This is a genomic window from Mesorhizobium sp. M0136, from assembly GCF_040322515.1.
Taxonomy (GTDB): Bacteria; Pseudomonadota; Alphaproteobacteria; order Rhizobiales; family Rhizobiaceae; genus Mesorhizobium.
In genome coordinates, this window is record NZ_JAMYTP010000001.1 from 24,021 (window position 1) to 41,214 (window position 17,194).

Annotated in this window: 13 protein-coding genes and 1 tRNA gene; 3 read left to right on the forward strand and 11 right to left on the reverse strand. The window is 62.3% G+C overall.

Features of this window, described 5'->3' with window-relative positions; genetic code table 11:
• Nucleotides 1-45: 45 nt before the first annotated feature.
• The 4 genes from NKJ35_RS00120 to NKJ35_RS00135 form a co-directional block, all read right to left on the reverse strand.
• Entirely contained in the window at nt 46-300 is a 255-nt protein-coding gene (locus NKJ35_RS00120) for a hypothetical protein (protein WP_352644184.1), read from the reverse strand.
• A 510-nt stretch (nt 301-810) separates the two neighbouring features.
• Nucleotides 811-1,155: an Atu4866 domain-containing protein gene (locus NKJ35_RS00125; protein WP_352644186.1), complete on the reverse strand. Its 345-nt coding sequence runs from the start codon at nt 1,153-1,155 to the stop codon at nt 811-813.
• A complete protein-coding gene (locus NKJ35_RS00130; protein WP_352475840.1) occupies nt 1,155-1,883 on the reverse strand; it encodes an SDR family oxidoreductase in 729 nt (242 codons plus the stop codon). The genes NKJ35_RS00125 and NKJ35_RS00130 overlap by 1 nt, the downstream gene beginning before the upstream one ends.
• An 86-nt stretch (nt 1,884-1,969) precedes the next feature.
• Complete coding sequence (locus tag NKJ35_RS00135) at nt 1,970-2,827, reverse strand: SDR family NAD(P)-dependent oxidoreductase (RefSeq protein WP_502904601.1); 858 nt, start codon at nt 2,825-2,827, stop codon at nt 1,970-1,972.
• A 31-nt stretch (nt 2,828-2,858) separates the two neighbouring features.
• Here NKJ35_RS00135 and NKJ35_RS00140 point away from each other — a divergent pair, with 31 nt between their 5' ends.
• Nucleotides 2,859-3,767 carry a LysR family transcriptional regulator gene (locus NKJ35_RS00140; protein WP_352644190.1) on the forward strand — a complete coding sequence of 303 codons (909 nt, stop codon included), beginning with the start codon at nt 2,859-2,861 and terminating at the stop codon, nt 3,765-3,767.
• A 63-nt stretch (nt 3,768-3,830) separates the two neighbouring features.
• Here the strand turns inward: NKJ35_RS00140 and NKJ35_RS00145 are convergent.
• Nucleotides 3,831-3,907 (reverse strand) — tRNA-His (locus NKJ35_RS00145).
• Between the two features lie 338 nt (nt 3,908-4,245).
• Nucleotides 4,246-4,704 (reverse strand): phasin, encoded by a 459-nt coding sequence (locus NKJ35_RS00150; protein WP_352644192.1) that lies wholly within the window; start codon nt 4,702-4,704, stop codon nt 4,246-4,248.
• A 252-nt stretch (nt 4,705-4,956) separates the two neighbouring features.
• On the opposite strand from NKJ35_RS00150, the gene NKJ35_RS00155 reads away from it, so the two are divergent.
• Entirely contained in the window at nt 4,957-8,703 is a 3,747-nt protein-coding gene (locus NKJ35_RS00155; RefSeq protein WP_352644193.1) for a PAS domain S-box protein, read from the forward strand.
• A gap of 281 nt (nt 8,704-8,984) precedes the next feature.
• On the opposite strand, the gene NKJ35_RS00160 is transcribed toward NKJ35_RS00155, so the two are convergent.
• Entirely contained in the window at nt 8,985-10,943 is a 1,959-nt protein-coding gene (locus tag NKJ35_RS00160; protein WP_352644195.1) for an acetoacetate--CoA ligase, read from the reverse strand.
• Between the two features lie 183 nt (nt 10,944-11,126).
• Here NKJ35_RS00160 and NKJ35_RS00165 point away from each other — a divergent pair, with 183 nt between their 5' ends.
• On the forward strand, nt 11,127-12,977 hold the full coding sequence (locus NKJ35_RS00165) for an AsmA family protein (protein ID WP_352644197.1): 1,851 nt from the start codon (nt 11,127-11,129) through the stop codon (nt 12,975-12,977).
• Between the two features lie 12 nt (nt 12,978-12,989).
• Here the strand turns inward: NKJ35_RS00165 and NKJ35_RS00170 are convergent, their stop codons facing one another.
• The 4 genes from NKJ35_RS00170 to NKJ35_RS00185 all read right to left on the reverse strand — a co-directional run bounded on the left by NKJ35_RS00170 (nt 12,990) and on the right by NKJ35_RS00185 (nt 17,095).
• Entirely contained in the window at nt 12,990-13,808 is an 819-nt protein-coding gene (locus NKJ35_RS00170) for an ABC transporter permease (RefSeq protein WP_352644199.1), read from the reverse strand.
• Nucleotides 13,805-14,773: an ABC transporter permease subunit gene (locus tag NKJ35_RS00175; protein WP_352644201.1), complete on the reverse strand. Its 969-nt coding sequence runs from the start codon at nt 14,771-14,773 to the stop codon at nt 13,805-13,807. Before NKJ35_RS00175 ends, NKJ35_RS00170 begins: the two co-directional genes overlap by 4 nt.
• A gap of 9 nt (nt 14,774-14,782) precedes the next feature.
• The gene (locus NKJ35_RS00180; RefSeq protein WP_352644202.1) at nt 14,783-15,922 is read right to left on the reverse strand and encodes an ABC transporter ATP-binding protein; all 1,140 of its coding nucleotides are present in this window, start codon (nt 15,920-15,922) and stop codon (nt 14,783-14,785) included.
• Between the two features lie 75 nt (nt 15,923-15,997).
• Entirely contained in the window at nt 15,998-17,095 is a 1,098-nt protein-coding gene (locus tag NKJ35_RS00185; RefSeq protein ID WP_254819291.1) for a polyamine ABC transporter substrate-binding protein, read from the reverse strand.
• Nucleotides 17,096-17,194 lie beyond the last annotated feature (99 nt).

Below are 17,194 nucleotides of genomic sequence, written 5' to 3' on the forward strand. Positions count from 1 at the left end.
CAGACAGGCAATGTTCGCCCGGCAGGTTTTGCCGGAGGCGGTCCGTCAGCCGGCAGACTTATTGGAATTCTGCTCGTCCTGCTCGGCCTCGGCCGCCTCTTCGAGCCTCGAAGCAATGAGCTCCTGAATGTCGCCGACCTCTTCCTGAATATCCTCCAGGGGTATGCCGGCTTCGGCAGCCTTGGCCGCGCATTCCCTGGCGAGGGTCTCCGCCTGCTTCTCGATTCTGGCTGGCGAGGGCTGGCAGTGGACTTTTTCGCCAATCCACCCGCGCAAGAACTCGATCGCGTGTTCACTCATACTGCTGTTTCCCTAGCGGCTATGCCGATTGGTAATCATAAACGTCGGCATCTTCGAAAAGATGCGTGCTGCCATTCGAGCCGAGTCGGCTTCGCCCGGCAAGCCGAACTTGTCCGAGGTCCACAGAGCTAAAGGGAATGGAGGGTTCAAGGAGCACGTTCTAGTTCTTGAGGACTGATTCTCTCGAGGAAACTCGTTCGACCCGCGCTATTGTTTCTATTTGCTTTTTTTCGGTTTTCAAGCCGTTTTAGATCACAATAGATGTCACAATAGCTAGCACATTTACCGCGCTCTCGCTGGCACGACGTAAAAGGCGAGCCGTCAAAGCCGCCGCTATATAGTGACAACCATTTGCAATGTCGACTCTGCTCGCGGTCCTGCTTCTTTCCGCCGCGCTTGCTGGGAGAGATGTGGTGTGACCGGCCTTGCAGTGCAAGCTGCCGAGCGCGTTATGCAAGGCATGCAATAGCGTCTTGTGGAGCCCTGAAGTGCTTGTCTCAGGGTGGCTCTCTACCGCTGGCGGTAAAGGATCATGCCGGCATGATAGAGGACGCCTTCGACGAACTCACCATCCGCGGTGAAGCCCGTATCGTCCCAGTATTCTATGTGGTTGCCCTGCACTTCGTAGCGTCCCTGATAGGCGCTCTCGCGGTCACCACGCCCTTCGTCATAACGGCCGTTCGGCAGGAGTTCGTGCCTGATATGGCGATCCTCGGTGACCCAAAGTCCGACGTAAGGATGATCTTGCTGCGTCATTGGTTCCTCTGCAAGGATTGGAGTTGAAGGAAGGGTCAGGCCGGTTGGAGCTACAGCAAGGGCAATCCCCGTAAGCACTGCGCTCAAAGTGGATGGCATCAATGCGCCGCCTTCGTCGGACGCACGACGATCTCGTTGACGTCGACATCGTCGGGCTGTTCGATTGCGTAGCGCACTGCCTTGGCGATGGCATCGGGTTGCAGGGCAATAGCACGCCAGGTTTTCATGGCGGCGGCAGCGGCTTCGTCGGAGATCGTGTTCGCCAGCTCGCTTTCCACCACGCCGGGATGAATGCAGGTTACCCGGATATCGTCACTCTCCTGGCGGAGCCCATCGGAAATCGCGCGGACAGCGTATTTCGTTGCGCAATAGACGGCAGCCATGGGCGAGACGGCCAGTGCGCCAATGGAACCGATATTGATAATATGCCCGGAGCCACGTGCCGTCATCTCAGGCAGCACCGCCGCGATGCCGTACAGAACACCCTTGATGTTGACGTCCACCATCAGCTCCCACTCGTCGACCTTCATGGCTGACATGGCCGACAGCGGCATGATGCCCGCATTGTTGACGATGACATCTACCTGGCCCCATTCGGCCCGGGCGGCATCGGCGAATGCTGCGACGTCCGCCCTCCTGGTGACGTCGAGCGCTCGCACGCGAACCGTTCCACCAGCCGCCTCGATTTCTGCCGCAAGCGCTTCAAGGCGGTCGGTGCGCCGCGCGCCGAGCATCAGCTTTGCACCTGCCGCGCCAAGTTCGCGGGCGATGCCAGCACCGATGCCGCTGGAGGCACCGGTGATCAGAACAACTTTGTTCATGGTCATCGTAGATGATCCTTTTGGTTTTTATTTCACGATGTGAAGGGATGGCGTGCGGATGAGCTCCCGCGGCGCGCCGGCTTTATAGGGGATCACTGGGCGGTGTAGCCGCCATCGACCAGAAGCAACGCCCCGGTGATGAAGCTGGATGCCGGCGAGGCAAGAAAGGCGATGGCCTCGGCAACTTCTTGCGGCTGGCCGATCCGGCCGATCGGATGCGCATTGCCGAAGCTGCGCAGCATCTCCCGGCCATTCTCCACCACACCTTCCATGATGTCGGTTTCGATCACGCCAGGGGCAACGGCGTTGCAGCGAATGCCCATACGCCCATATTCGATCGCGATTACCTTGGTCAGCTGTGCGACAGCCGCCTTGGAGGAGGCATAGGCCGCCTGCGTCTCGAAGGCCGCGACGGCCGAGATTGATGAGACATTGACGATCGCGCCGCCACCACCGGCGGCCATCAGTTCCACAGCGGCACGGGCGGTGACGAAGCTGCCGCGCGCGTTGATCTGCAGAATGCGGTCGTAGTCGTCGACCGAGGTCTCCGTCAGACGTTTGTTGAGCGTGCGACCGGCATTGTTCACGACGATGTCAAGGCGTCCGAAGCGCTTCGCCGCGAGCTCGACCGAGCGTCGGGCCAGATCCTCGTCGGCGCCGTCCCCGACCAGGGTTGCCACGTCCTCGGCTTCCAATTCGCGTACGGTGTCGCTGAGATCGCTTGCCACGATCCGGGCACCCCGCGCACGCAGCAGCTCCGCCGTGCAGCGACCGATGCCGCGTGCCGCGCCGGTCACGAGGGCGACTTTTCCATCCAGGTCCCAGGAGGAAGGGAGTGATGTCATGGAATATCTCCTTGTCGGTCGGCTTCGGCTTGGATCGGGAGGATCAAGCCTTCTTGCCGTTGCGACAGAGATAGAGCCATGGCATTGTCGCGATAAGCCGCCCATTGTTAAGCTCTAAGATAAGTCTTGCTAACCAATGGACATCGATCTCAATGCAATTGCCGTCTTCGTCACGGTGGCCGAGGAACGCAATTTTCGCGCTGCGGCGGACCGGTTGGGCGTGACGCGCTCGGCGGTCAGCCAAAGCATCCTCAGGCTTGAACAGCGTCTGGGGATCGCATTGCTGCAGCGCACGACACGCAGCGTCAACCTGACCGAAGCGGGCGAGCGCCTGTTGGCGAGCGTCGCACCGGCGATCGCCGACGTGAACGCGGCAGTCGAAGCCACCACGGAGTTTCTGGACCGCCCGCGCGGCCGCCTGCGGATCGCGGTTTCGTCTATCGCAGAGACCTTTCTGTCAGGACCGTTGCTGGCGTCCTTTGCAGAAACGTTTCCCGAGGTGCATCTGGACATCGTGGTGACAGACGAGGAATTCGACATCGTTGCCGAAGGCTATGATGCCGGAGTCAGGCTCGGCGAAGTGATTGAGCAGGACATGATCGCCGTGCCGGTATCGGGCGATCAGCGGCAGATGGCCGTCTGCGCCCCGCGCTATCTCGAAAAGTTCGGAGCACCCGCCCATCCGCGCGAGCTTGTGGCTCATCGCTGTATCGGCTGGCGGCCGGCGCCGGGAGTTTCGCCCTATCGGTGGGAGTTTGGCGAGGACGGGCGCGAATTCGACGTGGCGGTTGCGCCCGAGATCACGACCAACGACATGTGGCTGATGATCCGGCTGGCCGTTGCAGGCGCCGGGATCACGTTCGGCATGGCGGATACATTCCGCCCCTGGATCGACCGCGGCGAGCTTGTACCAATCCTCGACGGCTATTTCCCGCCGTTTGCTGGTTTCTATCTCTATTTCCCCAGCCGACGGAATGTCGCGCCGAAGCTGAGAGCCCTCGTGGACCACCTGCGCGGCGCGCGTCAGGCGCGGGCCCGTCGGTGAGGCGACCGGTCATAAGACCGCTTTGGCAGTATTTTGCCGGTCAGAAGTGTGGCTGAAAGGTGATGGTACCGTTGGCTGGGATCGAACCAGCGACCTCCGGATCCACAATCCGGCGCTCTAACCATCTGAGCTACAACGGCACGTTTGCCAGAGCGGGATCGAGATGAAACGTTCGGGACCCGCTCTGTCGTTCGGCGATGCGTCCATACGGGCTATCGGAGTTTAATTCAAGGCTTTTGGCAAGGCAAAAGCTCGCTCCGGCATCGGGTCATTTTCCGCCGGACAAAGAAAAGGCCGGCGGGAGGAGGTGCCGGCCTTTTCCTGTTACGAGCCAGCGGGAGGAGGTGCTGGCTGGTTACCCCGGTGAGCAGAGGGAGGAGGTTCCACTCGCCGGGTATTCGTTTGAACGACTATATCGCACATCTATTTGTCTGACGAAATGCGACCTTTTGATGCATCGTTAGACTATGTGCAAATATTAGGCGATCTTGATTTCTTTCATGGCCTTCTCGAAGGCGGTCTTGATCGGCTTGGATACGTCCTCGGCCGCCTTGGCAGCAACCGCCTGGAAGTCCTTGGCCTGCTCGACGGTCATTTCGACGCGCTTGCGCAGGAAAGCGGTCTGCAACTCGACGACTTCCGACAGCGACTTGGCGCCGATCAGCGCTTCGAAATGCGAGAAGCCGGCTTCGGCATTGGCGCGCAGGGCGGCGATGGTCTTGAGCGACAGGTCGCTGGAAACGGACTTGGCGGTCTCGTAGGTCGACTCCAGAGCCTTCTGGGTCTCCTCGGCCCCGGTCTTCAGCTTGGCATAGGCCTCTTTCGACTGCTCGACGCCCTTTTCGGCGAAAGCGCGGATCTGGTCAGTGGCCTTGGAAGCGTCGAAGCTCGGGAATTCAACGTTTTCGATCGTTTCAGCGGTCTTGGTCCTGGACATTTTCCATCCTTTTCAGCGGCAGCGGCTTTGACGAAAAGCCGTCTCGTTCATGTATCATGGCAATATAAAGGCAATTTTTGTGCATTGCAACATGTTTGTTGCATCGCACCATATATTATTTGTTCGTGGCGTTAACCACGCGCCTAGAGATTCCATTGGTTGCACGCTATGACTTGTGGACCTTCGCGCCGTCGGCTTTTATTAACAAAGCGTTAACCGCAAATTGCCCGCTCTGTGAGGGTCGCCAAACGCATGCCGGCTGAAAACTACTCCTTCCTCGATGTCGCCGTGCTCGACGCGGTCCGCCTGCGCTTCGCCGCAGGCGACGCGATCGCTATTCTGTCGGCAGATCTCGAGCAGGTGATCTGGGCCAACGGCCCCGGCGCAGCGGTATTCGGCTATCCCGACATCGGCGCGATCATCGGCGCCTCGGCAGGTTTGCCGCTGATCGCCAGGCGCCAGATCATGGCAACCAGCGGTTTTCCGCAGATCGGCCGCGACCGTGCCATCACGGTTCGGCTGGCGACCGGCCTGACCAGCCGCGCGGTCGGCTTCCTGGCCAGCGCAGTGACCATGCCCGATGGAGAGGAAGCAATCATGCTGGCGCTGCCGGCGGCGCAGACCGGCTCGCGCAGTGCGGCCGAGATCGCCGATCGCGCCATCGGTGGTTTTACGGAAGACGGCCACTACATCGCCTTTGTCGACGCCAAGGGCAATATCGACGCCGCATCGGACGGCTTTTCGGCACTCGGCATCCGGCCTGAGACGCTGGCCGCGCTTGTCGCCGACGTGGCGAACGAGAGCGACCGCATCGTCAAGCGCCTGGTCCCGGGTGGATCCAGCTCCTATCCGGCGGGCCTTGCCCGGCTGACGGACGAGCGGCATCTGCTGGTGGTGATCGACGAGGACCGGCTCGACGGCGGGGCCCCTGATGGCGAGCGCGCCGGGGGGGAAACCGGCAGCGAAGCAGCAGCGGCACCGAGCGGTGGCGATCTTCCCCAGCCGACGGGCCAAGACAACGAGCCGCCAATCGCCAGGATGGGCGCGGCGGAGATCAACCTTGCAGCGATGGAAGGCACCTCAGCATCGGCGGAGCACGAAGCTGTCGACGCGGCTGACAATCAACACACGGTTGGCGAAACGCCGACGCAGCATGATCATTGGTACTTCAATGCCGGCGACGACGCGCAGGTCCCGCCCGGGGCAGCTGCGTCCGGCAAAGCCGAGAACAGCCCGGACGCTTCGCAGGCCGGCGCGGATACTTCGCCGGAAAGCGCCGCAAAAGCCACCAAAGCCGCCTCCCCGGCCGAACGCCGCGCTTCGGCGATCGATCGCACCGCCGCGCCCATGCGTTTCGTCTGGCGTACCGACGCGGAGGGCCGGTTCAGCGCCCTGTCGCCGGAATTTGCCGAGCTTGTCGGCAGGCCTGCCGCCGACGTGATCGGCCGCCGCTTCGAGGATGTTTCGGCCGCCTATGGCCTCGATGCTTCTGGCGAGATTGCCGGCCTGCTCGAACGGCGCGACACCTGGTCCGGCCGCTCCGTGCTGTGGCCGGTCGCCGGCACCGATCTGAAGATACCCGTCGATCTGGCGGCGCTCCCGGTTTACAGCCGCAGCCGGGTTTTCGAAGGTTTTCGCGGTTTTGGCGTCGCCAGGAGCGGCGATGCGGTGGTCGATCCGGATGCCGTCGGCATGGCCCTTGTCGCCGAGGAGAAGCCCGCCGCGAGCGTTGGGCCGGAAGCCGTCGAACCTGCCCCAGCGACACCGAAACCCGCCGATCCGTTCAGGGGCGAAGTGCCGGCGTTGACCATCGTGCCAAAGCCCGAGCGGCGCTTTGCCGACAAGGTGATCCGGCTGGCCGAGCACCGGCAGCCGGCCAACGACAAGGGCCTGTCGACGCTGGAACGCAGCGCGTTTCGCGAGATTGGCGAGCGTCTCAAGAAGGACAGCACCCCGGCCGAAGAACAGCCCAGCGCCGGAAAGCAGAAGCCGGTTGAGAAAGTCGAGGCAGCCGGCAATGCCGACGAGCCAAAGCTGAAAGGAGCCGGCCCGACGGACAAGGGTGAGATGCCGGAACCAGGTCCGGAAAGCGAGGCGGCTGCCGCCGAACCACCCGAGGCCGATGCCGAGGACCAGAAGGACCTCGCCCGGCTCGACAGCGAGCAGCCGGATGAGGCGGTAGCAGAGGCGCAAGCCGGCGAACCCGTCACACGCCCTGTTTCCGGATCGCTGCTCGACTATGCCGACCGCGAACCCAGCGATGAAGCGCAGGAAGGCGACGAGCCCAGCACGGACGGTCGAACGATCGTCGCCGAAGCGCCGCGGGATGGCGACGATGATAGCATGACGGCCGAAGATTTCCGTGACGCCGAGGACAGCGAGGATTGGTCCGAGGACAGCGCAGCCGACGCTGCCGGCCAGGTGCCGCCCGTCGAGCGGCCGCAGGCACCACCGCTCAAACTCGGCGGCTTCGTGCCGTCGGCGTTTGCCGGAGCGGACAACAAGGGGCCGGATACCTCGATCCTCGGCAAGCTGCCGGTGCCGTTGCTTATCCATTCCGGCGATCAACTGCACTACGCGAACGACGAATTCCTCGGCTTGACCGGCTATGCGACGCTCAACGCCCTGGACGAGGCGGGCGGGCTCGGCGCGCTGTTTGCCGACCCTTATGCCGACGACGGCAGTTCGGAGGGCGGCGACCGCGCATTGCGGCTGAAGACGCGCGACGGTCAGGAGTTTCCGATCGACGCAATTTTGCGTTCCGTCCCCTGGGCAAACGGCAAGGCACTGATGCTGGTCGTACGCCGTTCCGGCGACGACGAAGCAGCAGCCATTCCGCATGGCGCTGCCGACGACCAAACGCAGCCGGATGTTTCCGAGCTCAAGGCGCGCATTGCCGAAATGCGCACCATCATCGACACCGCCACCGACGGCGTTGTGCTGATCGGCCGTAACGGAACGATCCGTTCAATTAGCCGTCCGGCGGAAGCGCTGTTCGGCTTCGACAGCGACGAGGTGACCGGCAAGCCGTTCGTCTCGCTGTTTGCGATCGAAAGCCAGCGCGCGGCGCGTGACTATCTCGAGGGTTTGTCGGAGCCCGGCGTTGCAAGCGTGATGAACGATGGCCGCGAGGTGATCGGACGCGAGGCGCAGGGGCGCTTCATTCCGCTGTTCATGACCATCGGCAGGCTGCCCAACGACAGCGGCTTCTGCGCAGTGGTGCGCGACATCACCCAGTGGAAGCGGGCCGAAGAGGACCTGACCCAGGCGCGCGCGGTCGCCGAACGCGCCTCGTCGCAGAAGACCGATTTTCTGGCCCGCATCAGCCACGAGATCCGCACGCCGCTCAACGCCATCATCGGCTTTTCCGAGCTGATGGTCGACGAGAAATTCGGACCGGTGGCCAATGACCGCTATCGCGACTATCTGCGCGACATCAACCGTTCGGGCAACCACGTGCTCGATCTGGTCAACGACCTGCTCGATATTTCGAAAATCGAGGCCGGCCAGCAGGAGATGGCCTATGAGGCGGTGTCGCTTAACGACACGCTGGCCGAAACCGTGGCGATGATGCAGCCGCAAGCCAACCGGGAACGCGTCATCATCCGCTCCAGCTTCGCCTCACGACTGCCGGAAGTGGTGGCCGATCTGCGCAGCGTTCGGCAGATCGCGCTCAACATCCTGTCGAACGCCGTCCGCTACACGCAGGCCGGCGGCCAGGTTATCGTGTCGACGGCCTACGAACTCTCCGGCGATGTCGTCATGCGCGTGCGCGATACCGGCATCGGCATGAGCCCGTCCGAGATAGAGCAGGCGCTGAAGCCGTTCAAGCAGATCAATGCGCTGAAGCGCGGCCGCGGCGACGGCACCGGTCTTGGGCTGCCGCTGACCAAGGCGATGGTCGAAGCGAACCGGGCCCGGTTCACCATCAACTCGACGCCCGGCGAGGGAACCCTGGTCGAAGTCGCCTTTCCCTCGACCCGTGTGCTCGCCGGTTAGCTATGGTTGCGCAAAGAAAAAAGGCGTCCAACAGGACGCCTTGAATGATAGGATTGCTGTCACAACGGGGCTTGAGCGAATCAGATCCTCTCGGGGCTAAGAGGAACGGGATTTCTCCCTCAAGTTACGCACGACTATCGATGCCGGGCCTTAACAAATCCTTACCGGCACGCCGGAAAATTTACCAATGTGTACCACTCATGAAATCTAGGTAAATTCCGAAGAGATAATTTGTTAACGATACCTGAGACCTCAAAACGGCTCCCGCCTTGGATCCCGGGTCAGTCGGCAAGCTGCGGCAGGTTGCGGAACAGCTCGAGCGCTTCGGGATTGGCGAGCGCTTCCTTGTTCTTGATGGCGCGGCCATGCACCATGTCGCGTACCGCGAGCTCGGTGATCTTGCCCGATTTGGTGCGCGGAATATCGCTGACGGCGACGATCTTGGCCGGCACGTGGCGCGGGCTCGCCCCGATGCGGATTTTCGCGCGGATGCGTTTTTCCAGCTCGGCATCGAGATCGACGCCTGCCGCCAGCCGCACGAACAGCACGACGCGAACATCATTCTCGAAATCCTGGCCGATGCATAGTGCTTCGAGGATTTCCGGCATCTGCTCGACCTGATTGTAGATCTCCGCCGTGCCGATCCTGACACCGCCCGGATTGAGCGTGGCGTCGGAACGGCCATGGATGATCAGGCCGCCATGGGCGGTCCATTCGGCGAAATCGCCGTGGCACCAGACATTGTCGAACCGTTCGAAATAGGCGGCTCGGTATTTCCTGCCGTCAGGGTCGTTCCAGAAGCCGAGCGGCGTCGCCGGAAACGCCTTGGTGCAGACGAGCTCGCCCTTCTCCTGGCGGAGCGGCCGGCCGTCATCGTCCCAGACATCGACGGCAAGACCGAGCCCGGGCCCCTGGATCTCGCCGGTCCATACCGGTTCGATCGGCACGCCGAGCACGAAGCAGGAGACGATATCGGTGCCGCCGGAAATCGAAGCCAGATGCACGTCCTTCTTGATGCCTTCGTAGACGAAGCGGAAATCTTCCGGCGATAGCGGCGAGCCGGTCGAGGAGATGGTGCGCACGCTGGAAAGATCATGCGTGCGGGCCGGCTTGAGGCCAGCCTTGCGCACGGAATCTATGAATTTGGCCGAGGTGCCGAAATACGTCATCTTCTCAGCATCGGCGAAGTCGAACAGCGTATTGCCGTCCGGGTAGAAGGGCGAGCCGTCGTAGAGCAGCAAGGTGGCACCCGACGCCAAGCCGGACACCAGCCAGTTCCACATCATCCAGCCGCAGGTGGTGAAGTAGAAGAAGCGGTCGCCGTCGAGCAGGCCGGCGTGCAGCCGTTCTTCCTTGACGTGCTGGATCAGCGTTCCGCCGGCCGAATGGACAATGCATTTGGGGATGCCGGTCGTGCCCGACGAAAACAGGATGTACAGCGGATGCGAAAACGGCAACCTCTCGCAGCTGACAGACCTGGCGGCAAAGGGTGACAGCGCCTCTTCCAGCGCGGCCGCCTTGCCGATGGTCGCCGCGACGTCGAGCGAGGTGCCGAGATAGTCGACAATGAGGACCTTGCGGACGGTGGCGAGCTTGCCCGCCACGGCCGCGACCTTGTCGGCGACTTCGATCGCCTTGCCATTGTACCAGTAGCCGTCCGGCGCGATGAATATGACCGGCTCGATCTGGCCGAACCGGTCGAGAACGCCCTGCTCACCAAAATCTGGGGAGCAGGACGACCAGACGGCGCCGATCGAGGCGGCCGCCAGCATCGCAGCAACGGTCTCCGGCATGTTGGGCATCATCGCGGCGATGCGGTCGCCCTTCTTCACCTTGAGCGACAGGAAAAGCTGCTGCAGGCGCGAGGTCAGCGCATGCAGCTCGTTCCAGGACAGCCGCCGCTCGACCTTGTCCTCGCCGCGAAAAACGATTGCGTCGCCAAGCCCGGTTTTCTTGAGGAGATTCTCGGCGAAGTTCAGCTTCGCATCAGGGAAGAAGGTCGCGCCGGGCATCTTGTCGCCATCGATCAGCACGCGTTCGCCCTTGTCGCCGACGATGCCACAAAAGTCCCAGACCAAGCTCCAGAAGGTCTCGCGGTCATCGATCGACCAGCGATGCAGGTCGGCATAGGAGGAGAAAGACTCGCCGGCCATGCTCGCCGCGGCGTTCATGAAGGCGGTCATCGGCGCCGCGTCGATCTGCTCTTGCGTCGGGATCCAGAGCGGTGCGTCGTCAGCCATCATTGTTCCTCCGCAGGCTGCATCGCTTATGCAATATCGCGATGCAGCAGAGCAAGATTTTGTTGGACCGCGCCGGTCAGGGTGTGCGCAAATGCCATCGCCGGGCCATAAAGACTTGAAATGCGTCAGCCGTCGGTTACACCCGTCGGGCGATTTTGTCGGAATGGAAGCATACAGGGCGATATGCCATCACCTTTGATCCGACGCGGAATATGGGCGATCGGCGCAGCCGTCATCGTCATCGCGCTGGTCGTCGCAGCCTTGCCGCTGATCGCCTCGACCCGCATCGTACGCGACCGCATCGCGTGGGAAATGAGCGCCTGGAGCGGTTTCCGGGTCAACATCGACGGCGCGCCGCGCATCGAGGTCTGGCCGAATTTCCGGGCGATCCTGAGCGACGTGACGCTGTCGCAATGGACAGAGACGGATGCGCCGCCCGTGGTCGAAGCCGAACGGGTCGAGGTCGACCTTTCGGCGATGGCGGCGCTGCGTGGCGACGTGGTGTTTTCGACGGCGCGGCTGGTACGACCGACGATCCGGGTTCAGCGTACCGCGAGCGGGTTTTTCCTGCCTGCGATTCCCAGCGGCGGGCGCATTACGCGTTCGATCGATGCTGCCCGCGCGGTGATCAACACAAATCCCGCCAAGCCGGATCTCGGCAAGCTGCCAACAGATCCGTTCGGCACAGTCGAGTTCAGGGACGGCCGCGTGGTGGCTGCCATCGGCGACAAGGACCAGGAGATATTGAGCAGCCTGAGCGGCCAGGCGAACTGGGCCGCGATGAACAGCAATGCGACGCTGTCGGCGACCGGGATATGGCGCGGCGAAAGTGTTGCCATCGACGCCGCATCGCCGAACCCGCTTGTGTTGTTTGGTGGCGGCACAGCACCGGTCACGTTTTCCTTCAAGGCGGCGCCGGCCAGTTTTTCATTCGACGGCCGCGCCAGCATGTCGGAAAACGGCTATTTCGACGGCCAGGCAAAATTCGCCGCACCTTCGCTCCGACGCGTGCTCGAATGGTCGCAGGCCGGCATCGCGCCCGGTGCGGCAATCGGCTCGATCTCGGTTTCAAGCAAGATCACGGCGACGGCCGGGCGCGTCAAATTCGAAAACACCGCCCTGACCCTCGACAACAACCCCGGAATGGGCGCGCTGGACTTCACCTACGGCGAGGCATTGCCGGTGATCTCCGGCACACTTGCCTTCGATACGCTCGACCTCAGATCATTTCTTTCCGCCTTTGCCCCGGTGCCATCGGCCGGCGGCACCGATCCGGGCGAAATCGATACGAGCTTCGCCGACCGGATCAATCTCGATCTCAGGCTGTCGGCGGCGCATGCCACGGCCGGCGCCATCCAGCTTGCCGAGGTCGCCGCCACCGCCCAGGTCAAGAACGGCCTTGCCGTCTTCGACATCTCGGATGCATCCGCCTTTGGCGGCAACGTCCAGAGCAGCGTCCGTTTCGACCGCAAGCCCGCCGGCACCGAAGTCGAGATCCGGCTGCTTGCTTCCGATATCGACGGCGGCGCTTTCGGCACCGCGGCCGGGATGACACGGCTGGTGCCGATCGGCACTGGAACCGTTTCGGTCATCCTCAAGGGGCCTGGCAGAACCTGGGACTCGATTTTCGAAAACGCCAATGGCTCGCTGTCCGCGACGTTCGGCGCGGGTGCGCTGAGCCGGCTTAACCTGCCGGCGTTCCTCAAGCACACCGAACAGGGCGGATTCTTCGCGCTGGACGACGTCTCGGACGGAACGCTGCCGATCGACGGGGCCGAGCTCAAGGCGAGCATTTCGAACGGCGTCGCGCGCATCGACAAGGCCGAGGTGAATTCCGCGCAATACAAGATCTGGCTTTCCGGCATTGCATCCTATGCCGGACGCGGGCTGGCACTGTCCGGCGGCATCGTCCGGCCGAGCCAGGCTACCACGCAGACGAACGGCCAGGGACCCAATCAGTCGTCGTTCTTCGTCGGCGGCACGTGGAGCACGCCGTTCATCTCGCCGGTAAGCCGCGGCGTTTCAGGAGAGTAAGCGGCAGCAGCTTCAACCGCGCTGCGCGGCCTGCTCGTCGCGCTGGCGCTGCACTTCGCGGCTCTTGTTGACAAGCGAAGCGATGATCACACCGACGGCGACAACGGCGATCAGGATGGTGCAGGCGGCGTTGATTTCCGGCGTCACGCCGAGGCGAACTTGGCTGTAGATCTTCATCGGCAGTGTCGTGGCGCCGGGACCCGAGGTGAAGCTGGCAATAACCAGGTCGTCGAGCGAGAGCGTGAAGGCCAGCATCCAGCCGGAGACGATCGCCGGCATGATGACCGGCAGCGTGATCTGGAAGAAGGTCCTTACCGGCGGTGCACCGAGGTCCATCGCGGCTTCTTCCAGTGACCGATCGAAGGTGATCAGGCGCGACTGCACCACCACCGCGACGAAGCACATGGTCAGCGTGGTGTGGGCAAGCGTCACCGTCAGAAAGCCGCGGTCGAGGCCGACGGCGACGAAGAGCAGCAGCAGCGACAGGCCGGTGATGACTTCGGGCATGACCAGCGGCGCAAACACCATGCCCGAAAACAGAAGCCGGCCGCGAAAGCGCGTGTAGCGTGTCAAGGTGAGCGCCGCCAGCGTGCCGAGCACGGTCGCCACGGTTGCCGAGATGACGCCGACCCGGGCCGTCACCCAGGTGGCGTCCATCAGACCCCGGTTGTGGAACAGCGAGACGTACCATTTCGTCGAGAAGCCGCCCCAGACGGTGACCAGCTTCGACTCGTTGAAAGAGAACACGACGAGCAGGACGATCGGCAGGTAAAGAAAGGCAAAGCCGAGCAGGATCGAAATGACGTTGAAGCGGCTCCAGGTGGCGTTCATTGGTCCTGCTCCTGAGCACGCGCCTGGGCCCGCTGGAAAATCATGATCGGCACGATCAGCAGCAGCAGCAGGATGACGGCAACGGCGGACGACACGGGCCAGTCACGGTTGGCGAAGAACTCGTTCCACAGCGTCCTGCCGATCATCAGCGTCTGCGAGCCGCCGAGCAGGTCGGGAATGACGAACTCACCGACGGCGGGAATGAACACCAGGAGGCAGCCGGCGATGACGCCGGGCAGCGACAACGGAAAGGTGATCTTCCAGAAGGCGCTGGTCGGCGGGCACCCGAGATCCTTCGCCGCCTCGATCAGCGTATGGTCCATCTTCTCCAACGACGAATAGAGCGGCAGCACCATGAACGGCAGATAGGAGTAGACGATACCGATGAAGATAGCCGTATAGGTGTTGAGGATGATCAGCGGCTGGCTGATGATGCCGCTGGCGAGCAGCAGCTGGTTGAGCAGGCCCTCGGGCTTGAGGATGCCGATCCAGGCATAGACACGGATCAGGAACGAGGTCCAGAACGGCAGGATCACCAGCATCAGCAAGGTCGGGCGGATCGTCGCCGGAGCGCGCGCCATGCCATAGGCAATGGGATAGCCGACAAGCAATGTCAGGACTGTCGAGATGGCGGCGACGACGACGCTCGTCACATAGGCGTTGAAGTAAAGCGCATCCTGCGTCAGCCACGTGTAGTTGTCGAAATTGAGCGCGCCAACCCCCGAGATGAACCCCGAAATGCCGCCGCGGAAATCGAGCACCGGAGTATAGGGCGGCATGGCGATCGCCGTCTGCGACAGCGAAATCTTGAAGACGATGATGAAGGGGACGAGAAAGAAGAACAGCAGCCAGAGATAGGGGACGATAATGACGAGACGGTTGACGAAAGCCGCGCTCAGCCTGGCCGGGGCGGATTTGCCGGCAGCATTTGCCGGAGAGCTTGTTGCGGCAGTGACAGCGGACATGATCAATCCCTACCGTGTCAGCACGACGCCGGCGTCAGGGCGGAAGGAAATCCAGGCGCGGTCGTTCCAGCTCAGCGGATCCTCGGTGAGGCGTGCCGCGTTCATGGTGCTTGCCCGCACCACCTGACCATCATCCAGCCTGACGTGATAGACGGTCATGTCACCGAGATAGGCGATATCGTAGACCTCGCCCTGGATGGCATTGACGGCACCGGCGGGTTTCGTCGAGGACACCTTGATCTTCTCCGGCCTGATGGCGAAGGTGACGGATGTCCCGGCGGCGGCACTGCCGGCGTTTTCGGTTCGGATGGTGATGCCGTTGCCGGCATCGATGCTTGCGCTGCCGGCCTCGCCAGCCGCGATCCTCCCGTCGAACATATTCACGTTGCCGACGAAGCCGGCGACGAAGCGCGAGCCCGGCGCTTCGTAGACCTCCGCCGGTGTCGCCACCTGCATCACCTCGCCCTTGTCGATGATGGCGATGCGGTCGGCCATCGTCATCGCCTCTTCCTGGTCATGGGTGACGACGACGAAGGTGAGGCCGAGATTCTGCTGCAGGTCCATCAGCTCAAACTGGGTTTCCTCGCGCAGCTTCTTGTCCAGCGCGCCAAGCGGCTCGTCGAGCAGCAAGACTTTCGGGCGCTTTGCCACCGAGCGCGCGAGCGCGACGCGCTGGCGCTGGCCGCCCGACAATTGGTGCGGCTTGCGCTTGGCGAACTGCTCGAGCTTGACCAGCTTCAGCATCTCGGCGACGCGCTTTTCGATATCGGCCTTGACCATGCCTTCCTGCTTGAGGCCGAACGCGATGTTGTTCTCGACCGTCATATGCGGAAACAAGGCGTAGGACTGGAACATCATGTTGACCGGCCGCCGGTAGGGCGGAATGCCGCGCAGATCCTGGCCGTCGAGCAGGATGCGGCCGGCGGTCGGCTCCTCGAAGCCGGCAAGCATCCTGAGCAGCGTCGATTTCCCGCAGCCTGAGGCGCCGAGTAAGGCAAAGAATTCGCGTTCGAAGATGGTCAGCGACAGGTTGTTGACCGCCGTGAACTCACCGAATTTCTTGGTGACGTTGTCGAACTGGATGTATGGCTTGGCGTTCGGATCGTTCCATGGCGCGAAATCCCTGCGGATACTGCCAAGCGATTTCATGTCCCACTCCGTCCTGCTGCTTGCCCCATGAGAAAGCGGCCCCGGCAGCCGGCTGCCGGGGCCTGGCTCAGATTGTTATTGGCCAGTGACGATCTTGGTCCAGGTGCGGGTGATGATGCGCTGGGTCTTGGGATCGTAAGGCGAAACGGTGTAGAGCTTCTGCAAGGTGGCGGCGTCTGGATAGATCGCCGGATCTTCCAGGATCGCCTTGTCGATGAACTGCTGCGAAGCCTTGTTGCCGTTGGCGTAGAGCACATAGTTCGACGATTTGGCGATCACTTCGGGCTTCATCATGTAGTTCAGGAACTCATGCGCTTCGGCGACATGCTGCGCGTCGGCCGGGATCGCCATCTGGTCGAACCACATCTGCGCACCTTCCTTCGGCACGGAGTAGCCGATCTCGACGCCCTGCTTGGCTTCGTCGGCGCGGTTGCGGGCCTGGAAGACGTCACCCGACCAGCCAACCGCCAGGCAGATGTCGCCATTGGCAAGAGCGTTGATGTATTCGGACGAGTGGAACTTGCGGATATAGGGCCGGACCTTCAGCAATGTTTCTTCGGCCTTGGCGATCTCATCGGGCGATGTGCTGTTCGGGTCGAGGCCCAGATATTTCAATGCCGCCGGTATGATGTCGGCCGGCGAATCCAGCACATAGACGCCGCAGTCCTTCAATTTGGCCAGGCTTTCGGGATTGAAGAACACGTCCCAGCTGTCGATCTTGTCGGTGCCGAGCGCTGCCTGCACCTTCTTGATGTTGTAGCCGATGCCGACAGTACCCCACATGTAGTTGATCGAATATTCGTTGCCGGGATCATACTTGGCGGTCCGTTCCATGACCGTGTCCCACATATTGGAAATGTTCGGCAGTTTCGACTTGTCGAGCTTCTGGAACACACCCGCCTGGATCTGGCGTGCAAGGAAATTGCCGCTCGGCACGACGACATCGTAGCCGCTGCCGCCGGCGAGCAGCTTCGTTTCCAGGATCTCGTTGGAATCGAAAGTGTCGTAGACGACCTTGATGCCGGTTTCCTTGGTGAAGTCGTCGATGATCGAACTGTCGATATAGTCCGACCAGTTGAACACGTTGACGACGCGATCCTCGGCATGCGCGCCTAGGGTGAAAACTGCCAGAAACGCCGAAGTCGCCGAAAGCCAGAGCGCTTTGCGGGTCATGCTATTCTCCTTTGATGAGTGTTCCGTCGCCAGCTCGTCGCGGCGTTCGCGCGGCTGGGCATTTGCCTCAGGGTATTGGGCTTGCAGGCAGGCGACAAG